This window comes from Pseudoduganella chitinolytica (assembly GCF_029028125.1).
GTDB lineage: Bacteria > Pseudomonadota > Gammaproteobacteria > Burkholderiales > Burkholderiaceae_D > Rugamonas > Rugamonas chitinolytica.
The window spans coordinates 2,946,806-2,963,635 of sequence record NZ_CP119083.1; the positions used below are offsets into that span (position 1 = coordinate 2,946,806).

The 16,830-nt window shown below is 64.6% G+C and carries 15 protein-coding genes; 3 read left to right on the forward strand and 12 right to left on the reverse strand.

Going from position 1 to position 16,830, the window contains the following annotated elements:
* Positions 1-108 precede the first annotated feature (108 nt).
* The 3 genes from PX653_RS13050 to clpS all read right to left on the reverse strand — a co-directional run bounded on the left by PX653_RS13050 (position 109) and on the right by clpS (position 3,804).
* Entirely contained in the window at positions 109-1,077 is a 969-nt protein-coding gene (locus PX653_RS13050; RefSeq protein ID WP_277418279.1) for an IS1595 family transposase, read from the reverse strand.
* A gap of 127 nt (positions 1,078-1,204) precedes the next feature.
* A complete protein-coding gene (clpA, locus tag PX653_RS13055; RefSeq protein WP_277418280.1) occupies positions 1,205-3,505 on the reverse strand; it encodes an ATP-dependent Clp protease ATP-binding subunit ClpA in 2,301 nt (766 codons plus the stop codon).
* Positions 3,502-3,804, reverse strand: a complete 303-nt coding sequence (clpS, locus tag PX653_RS13060) for an ATP-dependent Clp protease adapter ClpS (protein ID WP_107141364.1) — start codon at positions 3,802-3,804, stop codon at positions 3,502-3,504. The genes clpA and clpS overlap by 4 nt, the downstream gene beginning before the upstream one ends.
* 325 nt (positions 3,805-4,129) lie before the next feature.
* Here clpS and cspE point away from each other — a divergent pair, with 325 nt between their 5' ends.
* Positions 4,130-4,333, forward strand: a complete 204-nt coding sequence (cspE, locus tag PX653_RS13065; RefSeq protein WP_107141363.1) for a transcription antiterminator/RNA stability regulator CspE — start codon at positions 4,130-4,132, stop codon at positions 4,331-4,333.
* Positions 4,334-4,388: 55 nt separating this feature from the next.
* Here cspE and PX653_RS13070 read toward each other — a convergent pair whose 3' ends face one another.
* The 6 genes from PX653_RS13070 to icd form a co-directional block, all read right to left on the reverse strand.
* A complete protein-coding gene (locus PX653_RS13070) occupies positions 4,389-6,422 on the reverse strand; it encodes a hybrid sensor histidine kinase/response regulator (RefSeq protein ID WP_277418281.1) in 2,034 nt (677 codons plus the stop codon).
* Positions 6,423-6,527: 105 nt separating this feature from the next.
* Positions 6,528-7,205: a glutathione S-transferase family protein gene (locus PX653_RS13075; protein ID WP_277418282.1), complete on the reverse strand. Its 678-nt coding sequence runs from the start codon at positions 7,203-7,205 to the stop codon at positions 6,528-6,530.
* Positions 7,202-7,660: an SRPBCC family protein gene (locus tag PX653_RS13080; protein WP_277418283.1), complete on the reverse strand. Its 459-nt coding sequence runs from the start codon at positions 7,658-7,660 to the stop codon at positions 7,202-7,204. Before PX653_RS13080 ends, PX653_RS13075 begins: the two co-directional genes overlap by 4 nt.
* A 1-nt stretch (position 7,661) precedes the next feature.
* Entirely contained in the window at positions 7,662-8,087 is a 426-nt protein-coding gene (locus PX653_RS13085) for an ArsR/SmtB family transcription factor (protein WP_277418284.1), read from the reverse strand.
* Between the two features lie 114 nt (positions 8,088-8,201).
* Positions 8,202-8,897, reverse strand: coding sequence for an aspartate/glutamate racemase family protein (locus PX653_RS13090; RefSeq protein WP_277418285.1), 696 nt, complete (start codon positions 8,895-8,897; stop codon positions 8,202-8,204).
* A gap of 90 nt (positions 8,898-8,987) precedes the next feature.
* Positions 8,988-10,241: an NADP-dependent isocitrate dehydrogenase gene (icd, locus tag PX653_RS13095; RefSeq protein WP_277418286.1), complete on the reverse strand. Its 1,254-nt coding sequence runs from the start codon at positions 10,239-10,241 to the stop codon at positions 8,988-8,990.
* 207 nt (positions 10,242-10,448) lie between these two features.
* Here icd and PX653_RS13100 point away from each other — a divergent pair, with 207 nt between their 5' ends.
* A complete protein-coding gene (locus tag PX653_RS13100) occupies positions 10,449-11,000 on the forward strand; it encodes a pseudouridine synthase (protein WP_277418287.1) in 552 nt (183 codons plus the stop codon).
* An 89-nt stretch (positions 11,001-11,089) separates the two neighbouring features.
* Here PX653_RS13100 and PX653_RS13105 read toward each other — a convergent pair whose 3' ends face one another.
* Positions 11,090-13,321 carry an NADP-dependent isocitrate dehydrogenase gene (locus PX653_RS13105; RefSeq protein ID WP_277418288.1) on the reverse strand — a complete coding sequence of 744 codons (2,232 nt, stop codon included), beginning with the start codon at positions 13,319-13,321 and terminating at the stop codon, positions 11,090-11,092.
* Between the two features lie 641 nt (positions 13,322-13,962).
* Positions 13,963-14,229, reverse strand: coding sequence for a 30S ribosomal protein S20 (gene rpsT, locus PX653_RS13110; RefSeq protein ID WP_277418289.1), 267 nt, complete (start codon positions 14,227-14,229; stop codon positions 13,963-13,965).
* A 320-nt stretch (positions 14,230-14,549) separates the two neighbouring features.
* On the opposite strand from rpsT, the gene murJ reads away from it, so the two are divergent.
* Positions 14,550-16,100, forward strand: coding sequence for a murein biosynthesis integral membrane protein MurJ (gene murJ / locus PX653_RS13115; protein ID WP_277418290.1), 1,551 nt, complete (start codon positions 14,550-14,552; stop codon positions 16,098-16,100).
* 138 nt (positions 16,101-16,238) lie between these two features.
* On the opposite strand, the gene PX653_RS13120 is transcribed toward murJ, so the two are convergent.
* Positions 16,239-16,718, reverse strand: a complete 480-nt coding sequence (locus PX653_RS13120) for an FxDxF family PEP-CTERM protein (RefSeq protein WP_277418291.1) — start codon at positions 16,716-16,718, stop codon at positions 16,239-16,241.
* Positions 16,719-16,830: the final 112 nt, after the last annotated feature.

Below are 16,830 nucleotides of genomic sequence, written 5' to 3' on the forward strand. Positions count from 1 at the left end.
CTGCCTGATGAGTAAGACTGCTGCCGCGCTGGGAAGTTCATTACGGCCGGGGCACAGCGCCCAAAAAAGGCGCTGTGCCCCGGTCATAGTGAAGTAGCCCATCGGTACTTAAATGACGCTGAGCATCAGCGCTACGCGAAGGAAATGCTGCGGCAGCGCAACCCGGCTGACATCCAGCACGTGCCGCCAGCCCAGGTAATTGGGCAGGTAGTGGCTGGCGACACCCAGGAAGTGCCGCAGCCAGCCCTTGAAGCGGCCGTGCAGGTTGTTGACGGTCTGCACGTGGATAAGCCCGTTCACACGGATGCCGGCATGCGGGTTCACTGTTTCATGTGCGATGCCCGCCGCGGTGGCGAATGCCCGATAGGCGACTGCGCTGTCGATCGCCAGCAGGATGCCTGGCGCTAGCACGGGTGGCAGGCAATCATGCAACTGCTGCGCCGTTACCGGCCCGCGCCCGGGAACGAAATCGCACGCCTTGCCGCTACGGTTACAGGCGACCAGGATGCAATCATGTTCCTTGCCCGGCCCCCGATGGCTGGCGCTGCCGCCTCGCCGCCTCGCAGGACGGGTCAGATGGCGCGAACCTTTTTGCGATTCCAATAAATACGTTTCGTCCGCCTCGACGATGCCATCGAGCGGCAGTGCCCGCGCGTCCTTGGCCATCGCCAGGAAGCGGTGGCGCCAGCGGAAGCTGGTGTTGCGGTGAATGCCGATGGCCTTGGCTGCGCCGCGCACCGTCATCGAGTGCAGCATGCACGGCAGGAACGGCAGCCATTTTTCGCGCAGGCGGATGAACGCCAGGGGCGTTTTCGTCAGCACATTGAAACTGGCGCCGCATTGCCGGCAACGGTAGCGCTGCAGCCCTCGGTAGACGCCGTGGCGATAGAGCCGGTCCCCCTCGCAATGGGGACAGTGGCGCAGTTTACTGCCGGCTTCCGCAAGGATCGCCAGGCAATCGGCCAGCGACGAGCAGCGATCGAAGATGCCTCGGAGTTCATCGGCCTGCTTGCCGGTCAGCTGCGTCAGCCATTGCGATACCTGGACCTGTGCCGCTTCGAATTGCTGCGCTTCCATGGTTCCTCCCCAAGCGTGGTCTGCCTGATGAGTAAGACTGCTGCCGCGCTGGGAAGTTCATTACGGCCGGGGCACAGCGCCCCAAAAAAAACCCGCTCCGAGGAGCGGGTTTCTGCGTTCGGGCCGATTACTCGACTTCGACGGTTTCCGGCGGTGGCAGCGGCGCGGCGTCCGGTTCCGGGAAGTCCAGCTTGATCTGGTCCTTCTCGTCCAGGTCGACCGTGACCTTGCCGCCGGCGACGAGGCGGCCGAACAGCAGTTCGTCGGCCAGCGCCTTGCGGATCATGTCCTGGATCAGGCGCGACATCGGCCGCGCGCCCATCAGCGGATCGAAGCCCTTCTTCGCGAGGAACTTGCGCAGGTGCTCCGTGAAGATCGCCTCCACCTTCTTCTCGTGCAGCTGCTCTTCCAGCTGCATCAGGAACTTGTCCACGACGCGCAGGATGATCTCCTCGTCCAGCGCGCGGAAGCTGATGATCGCGTCGATCCGGTTGCGGAACTCCGGCGTGAACATCCGTTTCAGGTCGGCCATCTCGTCGCCGGTTTCCTTGGTGTTCGTGAAACCGATCGGCGCCTTCTGCAGCGCTTCCGCGCCCGCGTTGGTCGTCATGATGATGATCACGTTGCGGAAATCGGCCTTGCGACCGTTGTTGTCCGTCAGCGTGCCATGGTCCATCACCTGCAGCAGGATGTTGAAGATGTCCGGATGGGCCTTCTCGATCTCGTCCAGCAGCAGCACGGCATGCGGCTTCTTCGTGATCGCTTCCGTCAGCAGGCCGCCCTGGTCGAAACCGACGTAACCCGGCGGCGCGCCGATCAGGCGCGACACGGCATGGCGTTCCATGTACTCGGACATGTCGAACCGGATCAGTTCGATGCCGAGGATGAAGGCCAGCTGCTTCGCCACTTCCGTCTTGCCGACACCGGTCGGACCGGAGAACAGGAACGAGCCGATGGGTTTGTCCTGCTTGCCCAGGCCCGCGCGCGACATCTTGATGGCCGAGGCCAGCGCCTCGATGGCGGGGTCCTGGCCGAACACGACGTTGCGCAGGTCGCGGTCGATCGTCTGCAGCTTGCTGCGGTCGTCCTGGTTGACGGTCTGCGGCGGGATGCGTGCGATCTTCGAGATGATTTCCTCGATCTCCGTCTTGCCGATGGTCTTCTTCTGCTTCGACTTCGGCAGGATGCGTTGCGCCGCGCCCGCTTCGTCGATCACGTCGATGGCCTTGTCCGGCAGGTGCCGGTCGTTGATGAAGCGGGCCGCCAGCTCGGCCGCCGTCGACAGCGCCGTCGACGAATACTTGACGCCGTGGTGCTCCTCGAAGCGCGACTTCAGGCCGCGCAGGATCTGCACCGTCTGCTCGACGGTCGGCTCGTTGACATCGACCTTCTGGAACCGGCGCGACAGCGCGTGGTCCTTCTCGAACACGCCACGGAATTCCGTGAACGTGGTCGCGCCGATGCACTTGAGCTGGCCGTTGGCCAGGGCCGGCTTCAGCAGGTTCGATGCGTCCAGCGTGCCGCCCGACGCGGAACCGGCACCGATGATGGTGTGGATCTCGTCGATGAACAGGATGCCGTTCGGGTTGTCCTTCAACTGCTTGAGCACGGCCTTCAGGCGTTGCTCGAAGTCGCCGCGGTACTTGGTGCCCGCCAGCAGCGCGCCCATGTCCAGCGAGTAGACGACGGCGTTGGCCAGCACTTCCGGCACGTCGCCCTGCGTGATGCGATAAGCGAGGCCTTCCGCGATGGCGGTCTTGCCCACGCCCGCTTCGCCCACCAGCAGCGGATTGTTCTTGCGGCGGCGGCACAGGATCTGGATCACGCGGTCGACCTCGTCCTCGCGGCCGATCAGCGGATCGATCTTGCCTTCGGCGGCGGACTTGTTCAGGTTCTGCGTGAACTGGTCGAGCGGGCTTTCCTTCGTCTGGCCTTCGGCCTGCGTGCCCTCCTCGACGCCCTCGGACGCCTTGGCCGTATCGCCCGACTGGTCCTTGCGCACGCCGTGCGAGATGAAGTTCACCACGTCCAGCCGGGTCACGCCCTGCTGGTGCAGATAGTAAACAGCGTGCGAGTCCTTCTCGCCGAAGATGGCGACCAGCACGTTCGCTCCCGTCACTTCCTTCTTGCCGTTGGAAGCGGACTGGACGTGCATGATGGCACGCTGGATCACGCGCTGGAACCCCAGCGTGGGCTGGGTGTCCACCTCGCCGGTGCCGGGGACCGTGGGCGTGTTGTCGCCGATGAAGTTGGTGAGTGTCTTGCGCAGGTCCTCGATGTTGACCGCGCAGGCACGCAACACTTCCGCCGCCGACGGATTGTCCAGCAGCGCCAGCAACAGATGCTCAACCGTGATGAATTCATGCCGTGCCTGCCGAGCCTCGACAAACGCCATGTGCAAACTTACTTCCAATTCCTGCGCGATCATACTTCCTCCATCACGCACTGCAGGGGGTGCCCCGCCTTGCGCGCATGCGTTAAAACGAACTCCACTTTTGTCGATGCAATATCTTTCGAGAACACACCGCACACGCCTTTGCCGTAGCGGTGGACGCTCAGCATAATTTGTGTCGCCGTTTCACGGTCCTTGTTGAAATACTCCTGGATGATGGCGACCACGAACTCCATCGGAGTGTAGTCGTCATTCAACAACGCCACCTGGTACATGGGTGGCGGCTTCAGCGCTTGTCGCTCCAGGACGGTCTCAGTGTCATGCTTGGTTGCCATACGCTTATATTCTAATGCTTTCGTGACCGATGCATCGCCCGTTTAGGCGTGCCTTTCCGTATGTTCTCAATCTTACGCGCTTTCCCGACTTGGCGCAGATGGCGCTGTCTTCCGTGAAATCAAGAGTTCGGGGCGTTTTTGATGTTGCAAAAATCTTACTAAGCAGGGTACAAAGCGCTTGACATTAAAAATTGTTGCGCCAACAATGCCATATCGACTCGTGCAGAAATGTACATGTTGGTAAGAAGTGAGTTGTCGAGGAGGGGGCAGGAAGCTTCTTGCTTTTATGGCTCGTGTGATTCGTTAATATTTGAAAGTTCTTTTTATGGCAACAGGTACCGTTAAGTGGTTCAATGACTCCAAAGGTTTTGGCTTCATCACTCCTGATGATGGCGGCGAGGATTTGTTCGCACACTTCTCCGCAATCAACATGAACGGCTTCAAGACCCTGAAAGAAGGTCAGAAAGTGCAGTTCGAAGTCACGCAAGGCCCTAAAGGCAAGCAAGCTTCCAACATCCAGGCGAGCTGATCTGCTCCCCCAGACGTGAAAGAACCCCGCGACTGCGGGGTTTTTTTTCGCCTGGTCATCCCGCCTGCTGCCGCGCCAGCGCCAGCGCGGCGGCCACCTCGTCCGGCGCGGCCGGCTTGAGCAGGTGGCGGTCGAACCCCGCCGCACGGGCGCGCATGCGGTCCTCCTCGGCGCCCCAGCCTGTCAAAGCTACCAGTGCCAGATTTGCCATATGCGGCAGCGCGCGCAGCCGCCGCGCCGTCTCGTAGCCATCCAGCAGCGGCATGCCCAGGTCCAGGAACGCCAGCTGGGGACGGAAGCTTTCCGCCAGCGCCAGCGCCGCCGCGCCATCGTAGGCGATGCGCGTGTCGTGGCCGGCCTGGCGCAGCAGGGCCTCCAGCGTGTTGGCGGCGTCCGCATTGTCGTCCGCGATCAGCACGCGCAGGGATGTATCCGCCAGCCCCTGCGCACGCGCCGGCATGACGTCCTCTGGCGGGGTGACGGCGCGCGGCTGCCGCGCCACCGGCAGGCGCAGCGTGAAGGTGCTGCCCTGCCCTTCGCCGGCACTGGCCGCGTCGACACTGCCGCCGTGCAGCGCCATCAGCCGGCGCACCAGCGACAGGCCGATACCCAGGCCGCCCTTCGACCGCTCGACGCTGCGCCCGACCTGCGTAAACATCTCGAACACCGCTTCCAGCGCGTCGTGGGCGATGCCCATGCCATTGTCGCCGACCGTGACAACGACCTCGAGCTCCTCGCGCCGCGCCGCCACGACGATGCGCCCGCCCGGCGGCGTATACTTGGCCGCGTTCGACAGCAGGTTGCCCAGCACCTGGCTCATGCGTACCACGTCGACATCGACCAGCAGGGGCTCGTCCGGCAGGTCCACCGTCAGCAAATGACCGGGTGCTTGCAAGGCCGGCAGGTTGGTCTCGACGGCGGAGGCGACGACGTCCTTCAAATCCGCCACCTGGCGCCGCAGCACGATCTTGCCGCTGGAGACGCGGGCGATGTCGAGCAGGTCGTTGATCAGGTGGACCATGTGGTTGACCTGGCGCGTCATCATCTCCCGCACATGGCCCATCGCGGCGCCGCTTTCCGCGCCGAGGCGCAGCAGCTCCAGCCCGTTGCTGATCGGCGCCAGCGGGTTGCGCAGCTCGTGCGCCAGGGTGGCCAGGAATTCGGACTTGTGGCGGTCGGCCTTGTGCAGCGCTTCCGTCGAGCGGACCCGTTCGATGTGCGCCCAGCAGCGCTCGACGACCGCTTCCACCAGCGCGATCTCGTCCGCCGTCCACATGCGCGGCCGCTGCTGGTGCACCGCCATCATCGCCACCAGCGCGCCGCCCTTGACCAGCGGACAGCAGATGATGGCCTTGATGCCGATGGCGTTGAACATGCCGTCGCCATCGCCGGGCGCGAGTTCGCGATCGACGTCGTTGATCAGCAAGGTGCGCCCCACCCGCAGGTTGGACGTGGCGCGCGAGCCGAACAGGTCGAGCGAGTAGACGCCTACCGTGCTGAGCGCGCCGGGCACGGTCCAGTCGTGGCGGATCGTGAAGCGGTCGTTGTCCGGCTCCAGGTCGGCATACGCCACGCGCGTCACGCCCAGGTGTTCGCCCAGCAGGCGCGTGGCCTCGGCCATGATGGCGCGCGCATCGGTGGCGACGCGGGTGGCCTCGCCGATGGCATCGAGCAGGCGCAGGCGCGCCTCGACCTGGCGCCGCTCCGTGATGTCCGCGCCGGTCGCCGCGATGTACTGCACCGTGCCGGCCGTGTCGGTCACGGGTGCGAACACGATGTCGGTCCAGCACTCGCGCGCGTCGTCGCGGTAGTAGCGCAGTTCGCGCCGCACCGTCGCGCCACCGGCCGCCAGGCGGGTGCAGGCGCGTACCTCGTCCGCCAGCGCCGGCGACGGCGACCACCAGCCGCACTCCCAGAAGTAGCGGCCGACCACGTCCTCGCGGCGGCGCCGGCCCGCCTCCAGCGAACGGCGGTTGACATCGACCAGCATGCCGTCCGGCGTCATCAGGCCGGCAAAGTGCGTAGCCTGGTCGAAGAAGGTGCGGTAGACGGCATCGGTTGGGGCAAACGGTGGTGCGGAATCGGGCATGGTGGGGCCTGGCGGATGGACGGGAGCGGCTCGCGGCAGCGGCACTATCGCACAATACCAGCAGTCGCGCCGGACACCCCGTCCGTCAGGCCCGCCGCCCCGGCTCTACAGGGGCGGATGTCCCGCGAACACGGCCATCTGCGCCGCCAGCGCACGGCCGAACGCGGGACGCGCCTCGCAGCGGCGCACATACGCATCGAGCACCGGCATGCGCGTCACCAGGTCCGTGTCGCGCAGGATGCGCAGCACCGTCGTCATCATCAGGTCGCCCGCTGTGAAGCACTCCTCCAGCCATTCGCGCGGCCCCAGCCAGGCGGCAAGTTCGTCCAGCCGGCCCTGGACGGCGGCAACGGCCCCGGGCCGCCGCAGCGGCGCCCACGGCTCCTCCCGATGGAAGAGGTCGAGCTCGGCCAGGTTGGCGACCGGCGGCTCCACCGTATTGAGGGCCGCGAACAGCCACGTGATGGCGCGCGCCCGCGCCCTTGGCTCGACCGGCAGCAGCGCGTCGCAGCGTTCGGCGATGTGCAGCACGATGGCGCCCGACTCGAACATGCGGACGTCCTTGTCGTCGTACGCGGGCACCTGGCCGAACGGCTGGCGCGCGCGATAGGCCGGCAAGTGATTCTCGCCAACGGCCAGCAGTTCCTGGTCGTACGGCAGGCCCGCCTCTTCCAGCGCCCAGCGCACCCGCAGGTCGCGCACCACGCCCTGCGCGAAGGGCGGCACCTGGCGGAACGCCGTGAGGGCGGAACGGCCAGTGGGGACGGCAGCGACGGTGCTCACGATGCCTCCCGTGCCAGCCGCTCGACATAGCCGCCGGTGCGTTCGACCACGCTGGTCCAGCCCTGGGTATGGCTGTCGCGCCGGGCGACCGTGTCGAATGGCGCCTGGTGGAAGCGCTGCACGGTGCCGTTGCCTTCGTCGGCGAAGGTGACCGTGATGCGGTTCTCCGGCATGTGCGTGTCGCTGCCTTCGTCCGGATCCCAGCGGAAGGTCGTGACGATGCGCTCGTCCGCCACGATCTCGACGAAGCGGCCGTTCATCCAGTGCTCGTTCTTGGCCGAGCGGATACACGCGCGCCAGCTGCCGCCGGGACGGAAGTCCCACTCCAGGCTGGCGCACTTGAAGTCGCCCGGCGCCAGCCATTGGCGCACGTGCTCCGCTTCGCGCCAGACGTGGAACACGAGCGCACGCGGCGCGTCGAACGTGCGCACGATCAGCAGTTCGTCGTCGCGCAACTCATGGCTTGCCGCGCCTGGGTCTTGCGTTGTCCGGCCCTGCGCTGCCTGGGTCTGCGCTGCTTGGTCCTGATTTGCTGCCTTGCTTGCCGTTGCTTCCATTGCCGTCTCCTTGCATCAGTTTCAGGTAAGCGTCCATCTTGTCGAAGCTGCCCTCCCACAGGCGGCGGTAGCTGTCCAGCCAGCCATCGAGCCCCTGCAGCGGTGCAGCTTCGAGTCGGCAAGGGCGCCACTGGGCGGCGCGCCCCCGGGAGATCAGGCCGGCCGCTTCCAGCACCTTGAGGTGGCGCGAGATGGCGGGCAGGCTGATGTCAAAAGGAGCCGCCAGTTCGTTGACTGTCGCCTCCCCTTCGGCCAGGCGCGCCAGGATCGCGCGCCGGGTGGGGTCCGCCAGCGCTGCGAATGTCTGGCTGAGCGGGTCTTCCATGCTTGACTCCTCGATTCACTTCTCGATTAACTTATCGATTAACCCCATGGTTAATTAACACCAACGTTAAATAGTAAACGCGCCGCTGTCAAGCGGCATTCGCGCTGGCGGCCATCAGGCCGCGCCGATGGCGTGCAGCGCGGCGTGGCGGGCGTGGATGGCGGTGGTGTCGAACAGCGGTACCGGCGCGTCGTAGGCGTTGACGAGCAACGTGATCTCCGTGCAGCCCAGGATGATCGCCTGGGCGCCGCGCGCCGCCAGGTCCTCCATGATGCGGCGGTAGGCCGCGCGCGATTCGGGCTCGATGCGGCCCAGGCACAGCTCTTCGTAGATGACGCGGTGGACGATGTCGCGGTCGGCCTGTTCCGGCGTCACCACTTCCAAGCCCAGCTCGCCTAGCCGTTCGCGGTAGAACGCCTGCTCCATCGTGAAGCGCGTGCCCAGCAGGCCCACTGTCGTGCAGCCGGCGGCACGGATGGCCGCCGCCGTGGGATCGGCGATGTGCAGCAGCGGGATGTCGACGGCGGCCTGCATGGCCGGCGCCACCTTGTGCATTGTGTTCGTGCACAGCACGATGAAATCGGCGCCGCCGGCGGCCACGCTGCGCGCGGCTTGCGCCAGCAGCACGCCGGACGCTTCCCAGTCGCCCGCACGCTGCAGCGCCTCGACCTCGTGGAAGTCCACGCTGACAAGGACGATCTTGGCCGAATGCAGGCCGCCCAGCTGCTCGCGCACGGTCTCGTTGATCTGACGGTAATAAGGCACCGTCGATTCCCAGCTCATTCCGCCGATCAGTCCGATGGTTTTCATGACAGCTCTCCTGTTTAGATGCGGCGGACACAAAAAAGCCCTGCGGCGACGGCGCAGGGCTGCTGCTACGGGTCTGGCCCAGCCTTGCGATTACATCTGTTCGATCATCACGTCGCCGAAGCCGGAGCAGGATACCTGCGTGGCGCCTTCCATCAGGCGGGCGAAGTCGTACGTGACCTTCTTCGATGTGATGGCTTTTTCCATCGACGCGATGATCAGGTCGGCCGCTTCCGTCCAGCCCATGTGGCGCAGCATCATCTCGGCCGACAGGATCAGCGAACCCGGGTTGACGTAGTCCTTGCCGGCGTATTTCGGCGCGGTGCCGTGGGTGGCTTCGAACATCGCCACCGAGTCGGACATGTTGGCGCCCGGCGCGATGCCGATGCCGCCGACCTGCGCGGCCAGCGCGTCGGAGATGTAATCGCCGTTCAGGTTCAGCGTGGCGATGACGCTGTACTCGGCCGGACGCAGCAGGATCTGCTGCAGGAACGCGTCGGCGATCGAATCCTTGACGACGATGTCCTTGCCCGTCTTCGGATTCTTGAACTTGCACCATGGGCCGCCGTCGACCAGCTCGGCGCCGAATTCCTTTTGCGCCAGCGCGTAGGCCCAGTCGCGGAAGCCGCCTTCCGTGTACTTCATGATGTTGCCCTTGTGGACAATGGTCACGGACGGCTTGTCGTTGTCGATCGCGTACTGGAGCGCCTTGCGCACCAGGCGCTCGGTGCCTTCGCGCGACACGGGCTTGATGCCGATGCCGGACGTTTCCGGGAAGCGGATCTTCTTGACGCCCATTTCCTCGGTGAGGAACTTGATCAGCTTCTTGACGTTGTCCGAGCCTTCCTGGTATTCGATGCCGGCGTAGATGTCTTCCGAGTTCTCGCGGAAGATCACCATGTCGGTCTTGTGCGGTTCCTTGACGGGCGACGGCACGCCGGCGAAATAACGCACGGGGCGCAGGCAGACGTACAGGTCGAGCTCCTGGCGCAGCGCCACGTTGAGCGAACGGATGCCGCCGCCCACGGGCGTCGTCAGCGGACCCTTGATCGACACCACGTAGTCCTTCAGCACCTGCAGCGTTTCCTCCGGCAGCCACACGTCCGGGCCATATACGGTCGTCGATTTCTCGCCGGCGTAGATTTCCATCCAGCTGATCTTCTTCTGGCCGCCGTAGGCCTTGGCCACGGCCGCGTCCACCACCTTGATCATCACCGGGGTGATGTCGATACCCGTGCCGTCGCCTTCGATGAACGGAATGATCGGCTGGTCCGGCACGACCAGCGAGTAATCGGCGTTGACGGTGATCTTCTGGCCGTCGGCGGGGACTTTGATATGTTGGTACATCGTGTTCTCCATTAGTCAGGGCTTGGTGCGGCTCACGGCCTCCTGCCCGGCTGCGCGGCGGTCTGGATTACAATGCGCGCAGCAGCACGAGTCGCGGGCCGGTGCTCGATGGGCTGAGCAGGCATGTCTTGCATTATGCACCACTATGCGGCAGACAGCCATGGGACCCGCGTCCGCGTCTTTTCATTCGCTTTTTCCACGCGCTTCATGCCACTGATCCTTTTCAATAAACCGTTCCAGGTCCTGTGCCAGTTTTCGCGCCAGGACGGCCGCGCGACGCTTGCCGACTACCTGTCGATTCCGAACATCTACCCGGCCGGCCGCCTGGACGCCGACAGCGAAGGCCTGATGCTGCTGACCGACGACGGCAAGCTGCAGCACCGCATCGCCCACCCCGACCACAAGGAAGCCAAGACCTACCTGGTGCAGGTGGACGGCGTACCCGATGCGGCCGCGCTGGCGCGGCTGCAGGCGCCGCTGGACCTGGGCGACTTCGTCACCCAGCCGTGCCGCGCGGTGCGCATCGCCGAGCCGGACTGGCTGTGGCCGCGCAACCCGCCCATCCGCGCGCGCGCCGACAAGCCCACCAGCTGGCTGGCCATCACGCTCGCCGAGGGCAAGAACCGGCAGGTGCGGCGCATGACGGCCGCCGTCGGGCTGCCGACCTTGCGGCTGGTGCGCAGCAGTATCGGGCCGTTCTCGCTGGCGACGCATCCGTTGATGCCGGGGGAATTCGTGGAGGTTCCGGCCGGCGGTTGATGGCATGGGGTCTGTCCCTGAAGGGACAGACCCCAAAAAAAACCCGCGCACCTCACGGCCGCGGGTTTTTGCTTACTGCCTGCCGAGCATCAAGCCAGCGAAGCGATCGCCTGGTTGAACGTGGCGCTCGGACGCATCACGGCCTTCACCTTGGCGTCGTCGGCCTTGTAGTAACCGCCGATGTCGACCGGCTTGCCCTGCACTTCCAGCAGCTCGGCGACGATCTTCGCCTCGTTGTCGGTCAGCTGCTTGGCCAGCGGCGCGAAGGCGGCGGCCAGTTCGGCATCGTCGGTCTGCGCGGCCAGTTCCTGCGCCCAGTACATCGACAGGTAGAACTGGCTGCCGCGGTTGTCCAGCTCACCGGTCTTCGGCGATGGCGACTTGCGGTTGTCCAGCAGCTTGCCGGTGGCAGCGTCCAGCGTCCTGGCCAGGATCTTGGCCTTGGCGTTGCCCGTCTTCAGGCCCAGGTCTTCCAGGCTGACCGCCAGCGCCAGGAACTCGCCCAGCGAATCCCAGCGCAGGTGGTTTTCCTCGACCAGCTGCTGCACGTGCTTCGGTGCCGAACCGCCGGCGCCCGTTTCGTACATGCCGCCGCCGGCCATCAGCGGGACGATCGACAGCATCTTGGCGCTGGTGCCCAGTTCCATGATCGGGAACAGGTCGGTCAGGTAGTCGCGCAGGATGTTGCCGGTCACGGAGATCGTGTCCAGGCCGCGGGCGACGCGTTCCAGCGTGTAGCGCATGGCGCGCACTTGCGACATGATCTTGATGTCCAGGCCCGTCGTGTCGTGGTCCTTCAGGTACGTGGTGACCTTCTTGATCAGCTCATTCTCGTGCGGACGGTACGGGTCCAGCCAGAACACGGCCGGCATGCCCGAGTTGCGCGCGCGCGTCACGGCCAGCTTGACCCAGTCGCGGATCGGCGCGTCCTTGACCTGGCACATGCGCCAGATGTCGCCCTTCTCCACGGTCTGGCTCATCAGCACTTCGCCGGTGGCGAGGTCGGTGATGTTGGCCACGCCGTCCGCCGCCACCTCGAAGGTCTTGTCGTGCGAACCGTATTCCTCGGCCTGCTGGGCCATCAGGCCCACGTTCGGCACCGTGCCCATCGTGCGCGGGTCGAAGGCGCCGTGCCATTTGCAGAAGTTGATGATCTCCTGGTAGATACGGGCGAACGTGCTTTCCGGGATCACGGCCTTGACTTCCTTCAGGCGGCCGTCGGCGCCGTACATCTTGCCGCCGGAGCGGATCATGGCCGGCATCGACGCATCGACGATCACGTCGTTCGGCGAATGGAAGTTGGTGATGCCCTTGGCCGAGTCGACCATCGCCAGTTCCGGACGGTGTTCCTGGCAGGCGTGCAGGTCGCGCACGATCTCGTCGCGCTGCGAGGCCGGCAAGGTGGCGATCTTGTTGTACAGGTCGGCCATGCCGTTGTTGACGTTGATGCCCAGGCTGTCGAACAGCGCGCCGTGCTTTTCGAACGCTTCCTTGTAGAACATGCGCACGCAGTGGCCGAACACGATCGGGTGCGACACCTTCATCATCGTCGCCTTGACGTGCAGCGAGAACAGCATGCCGGTCTGGTGTGCGTCTTCGATCTGCGCTTCGTAGAATTCCAGCAGGGCCTTGCGGCTCATGAACATGGAGTCGATGATCTCGCCGTCCTGCAGCGCGACCTTTGGCTTGAGCACGATGCTCTGGCCGTCCTTGGTGATCAGTTCCATCTTGACTTCGCGCGCGCGGTCGAGCGTCATCGACTTCTCGCCGTGGTAGAAGTCGCCACCCGTCATGTGCGACACGTGCGTGCGCGAAGCCTGCGACCATGGCTGCATCGAGTGCGGGTTCTTGCGGGCGTATTCCTTGACGGCGCGCGGTGCGCGGCGGTCGGAGTTACCTTCGCGCAGGACCGGATTCACGGCCGAGCCGATGCACTTGCCGTAGCGGGCCTTGATGGCCTTTTCCTCGTCGGTCTTCGGGTCCGATGGGTAGTCGGGGATGTTGTAGCCCTTTTCCTGCAGTTCCTTGATGGCGTTCTGCAGCTGGCTGACGGAGGCGCTGATGTTCGGCAGCTTGATGATGTTGGCGTCCGGCTCCAGCGTTTTCTTGCCCAGTTCGGCCAGGGCGTCCGGGACGCGCTGGTCAGGCGTCAGGTTTTCCGGGAACGCTGCCAGGATGCGGGCGGCGACAGAGATGTCGCTCTGCTCGACGCGGATGCCGGCCGGCTTGGTGAAAGCGCTGACGACGGGCAGGAAGGCGTGGGTCGCCAGCAGCGGCGCCTCGTCGGTCAGGGTGTAGATGATGGTCGGTTCACTGCTCATGCATTTTTCCTCAGTTTGCGCGAAGGTATCGCGACTTGTCAGACAAATTAATAACCGCCGGTCTACGCTTGTGGCGCACCCCAACACCCCGCTCATTTTACTCCGCCCCGCGCGGCGATGACAGCCACGCGGTCCGCCGGGCGCGTCACCCAGGCTGCCGAAGTCTTCTATAAGACATAAGACGGCGCGTATTATGCCCCAGCTTTGCAATCGTTGCCAGCGCAGCCCGCCCGCGGCAGCGCGGGCGGGCCTCGCAGCGCAATCGGGGACAGCCTCCGATTGGCGGCGGGCGATTCGGAGGCTGTCCCCGATGCAGAGCGAAGTGCCGGCGGAATCGGGGCGAGCAGGAAGCGGAAATTGGGAACCGGGGCCGGAATTGGGGACCGGAATCGGGGACAGCCTCCGATTCGGGCGGAATTGGGGACAGCCTCCGATTCGCGCGATTCGCGCAATAGGAGGCTGTCCCCAATTTGGTGATTTTTGTCCGATCCGCGCGCGATCTGGAGGCTGTCCCCGATTTTGGGGATGACCGGTGCGCGGGAGAGATGGTTCCGGCGAAGCAAAGCGAAAAGCCCGCACTGGCTATGCCAGGCGGGCTCTTCTCAGCACCTGTATGGCGGCTATTGCCGCCGCACGCGAACTTAGGCGGACAGTGCCTTCAGGGCAGCTGCCAGACGGCTCTTGTGGCGAGCGGCCTTGTTCTTGTGGATGATCTTTTTGTCGGCGATCGAGTCGATCGTCGAGACGGAGGTCTGGAAGACCTGGGTTGCAGCAGCCTTGTCGCCAGCCTGGATCGCCTTGCGGACAGCCTTGATGGCGGTGCGCAGCGTCGAACGCTGAGCCGAGTTGTGTGCGTTTTGCTTGACTGCTTGACGAGCGCGTTTGCGCGCTTGTGCGGTATTTGCCATGGAATTTCCTAAATCGTTGTCAAAGTTCGTTTGCAAACAATAGCGTTTGCCAAACCGGTGCGTTCAGCTGTCTGACCATGCAGGCCACTCAGTACAGACCACCTGAGTCGGGTGCCTGCGAACCGGCGATCAATCTGCCGCGTTCGCTGTGTCTGCGTCACTGAATTCTGTACAGCCTTAAATTATATCCAGCTTTTGATGTCAGGGCAATTCAAAAAACAGGAAACTTGCCGCTTTCATACGGACGCGGCATCTGCGTGCGCTGCATTTAATGGCAATCTCAGCAATTCTTCCAGGCCGCGCGGCTATAATCGCGCACCATGAATCTACTTCGAACCCTTGCCGCCGTCTCCAGCATGACCATGCTGTCGCGGGTGACCGGCCTGCTGCGCGAGACGCTGTTTGCCCGAGCCTTCGGCGCCGGCGCCTACACCGATGCGTTCAACGTCGCCTTCCGCATCCCCAACCTGCTGCGCCGCCTGTTTGCCGAAGGCGCGTTCTCGCAGGCCTTCGTGCCCATCCTGGCGGAATACAAGAGCCAGCACGGCCACGAAGCGAGCAAGACGCTGTCGGATCACGTGGCCAACTGCCTGGTCTGGGCCACGCTGATCGTCAGCGCCATCGGTATCGTCGGCGCGCCGCTGTTCGTGCTGCTGATCGCCGGCGGCCTGAAGCAGGACGCCGGCGCCTTCGACGCCGCCGTCTGGATGACGCGGCTGATGTTCCCCTATATCGCCTGCATGTCGTTCGTTGCCATGTCCGGCGGCATCCTGAATACGTGGCGCCAGTTCAAGATCCCCGCGTTCACGCCTGTGCTGCTGAACCTGTCGCTGATCGCCGGCGCCCTGTTCCTGGCGCCGTACCTGGAGCAGCCCGTGTACGCACAGGCCATTGCCGTGTTTGTCGGCGGCCTGCTGCAGGTGGCGATCCAGGTGCCCGCGCTGGTCAAGATCGGCATGCTGCCGCGGCTGTCGATCAATCCGGCCGCAGGGCTGTCCGATCCCGGCGTGCGGCGCGTGCTGAAGAAGATGGGCCCGGCCGTGTTTGCCGTGTCCGCCGCGCAGATCAGCCTGATGATCAATACCAGCATCGCGTCGCGCCTCGAGCAGGGCAGCATCTCATGGCTGACCTATGCGGACCGGCTGATGGAGTTCCCGACCGCGCTGCTGGGCGTGGCACTGGGCACGATCCTGCTGCCCAGCCTGTCCAAAGCGAACGTCGACGGCGACCGCGAGGAATACTCGGCCCTGCTGGACTGGGGCCTGCGCCTGACCTTGCTGCTGGCCATCCCTGCCGCCATCGGGCTGTGCGTGCTGGCCCTGCCGCTGGTCGCCACGCTGTTCCATTACGGCGCGTTCACTGACCGTGCCGCCGAGATGTCGGCGCGTCCCTTGATCGCGTACGCGGCCGGCCTGGTCGGCATCATCCTCGTCAAGACGCTCGCCCCGGCCTTCTACGCGCGCCAGGACATCCGCACCCCGGTGCGCATCGCGCTGGGCGTGCTGGTGGCGACCCAGCTGATGAACCTGGTCTTCGTGCCCTACATCCAGGTGGCCGGCCTGGCGCTGTCGATCGGCCTGGCGGCCTGCCTGAACGCGCTGTTCCTGTTCATCGGCCTGCGCAAGCGCGGCATCTACGTCCCCTCCCCCGGCTGGGGCAAGTTCTTCATCAAGCTGGTCGTGGCCGTGGCGGCGATGGGCGTGACGGGCTGGTTCGCCGCCGACCAGTTCGACTGGCTGGCCCTGCGGGCGACGCCGCTGCTGCGCGCCGGTGCGCTGGCGGGCGTGATTGCCGTGTGCGGCCTCGTCTACTTCGGGCTGCTGCTGCTGCTGGGCTTCCGGGTACGCGACTTCCGCCGTACCGGCAAGTGACGCACTGCTTTCGATACGATCAGGCCGAGGCCGTGTCCATGTCGGGGTGTGACCCCATGGTGGACACGGCCTCGGCGGTCGCGGACGAAAAAAAACCCGCTGCCGTGGCAGCGGGTTTTTTTCGCATGAAACTGAAGCTTACGCTTGCTTGGACTTGCGACGAGCCAGGAAGGCCATGATGCCCAGGCCGCCCAGCAGCATGCCGTAGGTGGTTGGTTCCGGTACGGCGGACACCGACACTTCGCCGCTGTACTTCGCGCCGAATTCGGTCGTGCCGAACAGGGTCAGCGTGAATGGGCTCGTGCCGGTGGCTTCGACGCCGTAGAAGCGGTACTTGCCGTCTTCCGTATACGAGCCGGTCACGCCGTTCAGGTTCGACAATGCGGCATCGAAGGTCAGCTTCTGGCCGCTGATGCTCACCACCAGGTTGTACACGCCAGCATCCAGGCCGCCAAACGTGATCACATCGACGCCACCGGACAGCACGCCATCACCGCCAGGTACAGCGGAGTTGAAGAAATTGTCGCCGCCCACGGTCAGTTTGACGGTCTGGTCGGATGCCAGGGCGGAGAAGGAAGCTGCGGCCAGCAGGCCTGCTACGGCGAATTTCAGTTTCATGAGTAGTTATCCTTGTGAGAGTAGTGTGGTCGCTGTGTCGGTGATCAACTGCTGATAGAAGCATAACACAATTAAAATTTCAGCAACGTCACGCACGTTATATAAATCGTAT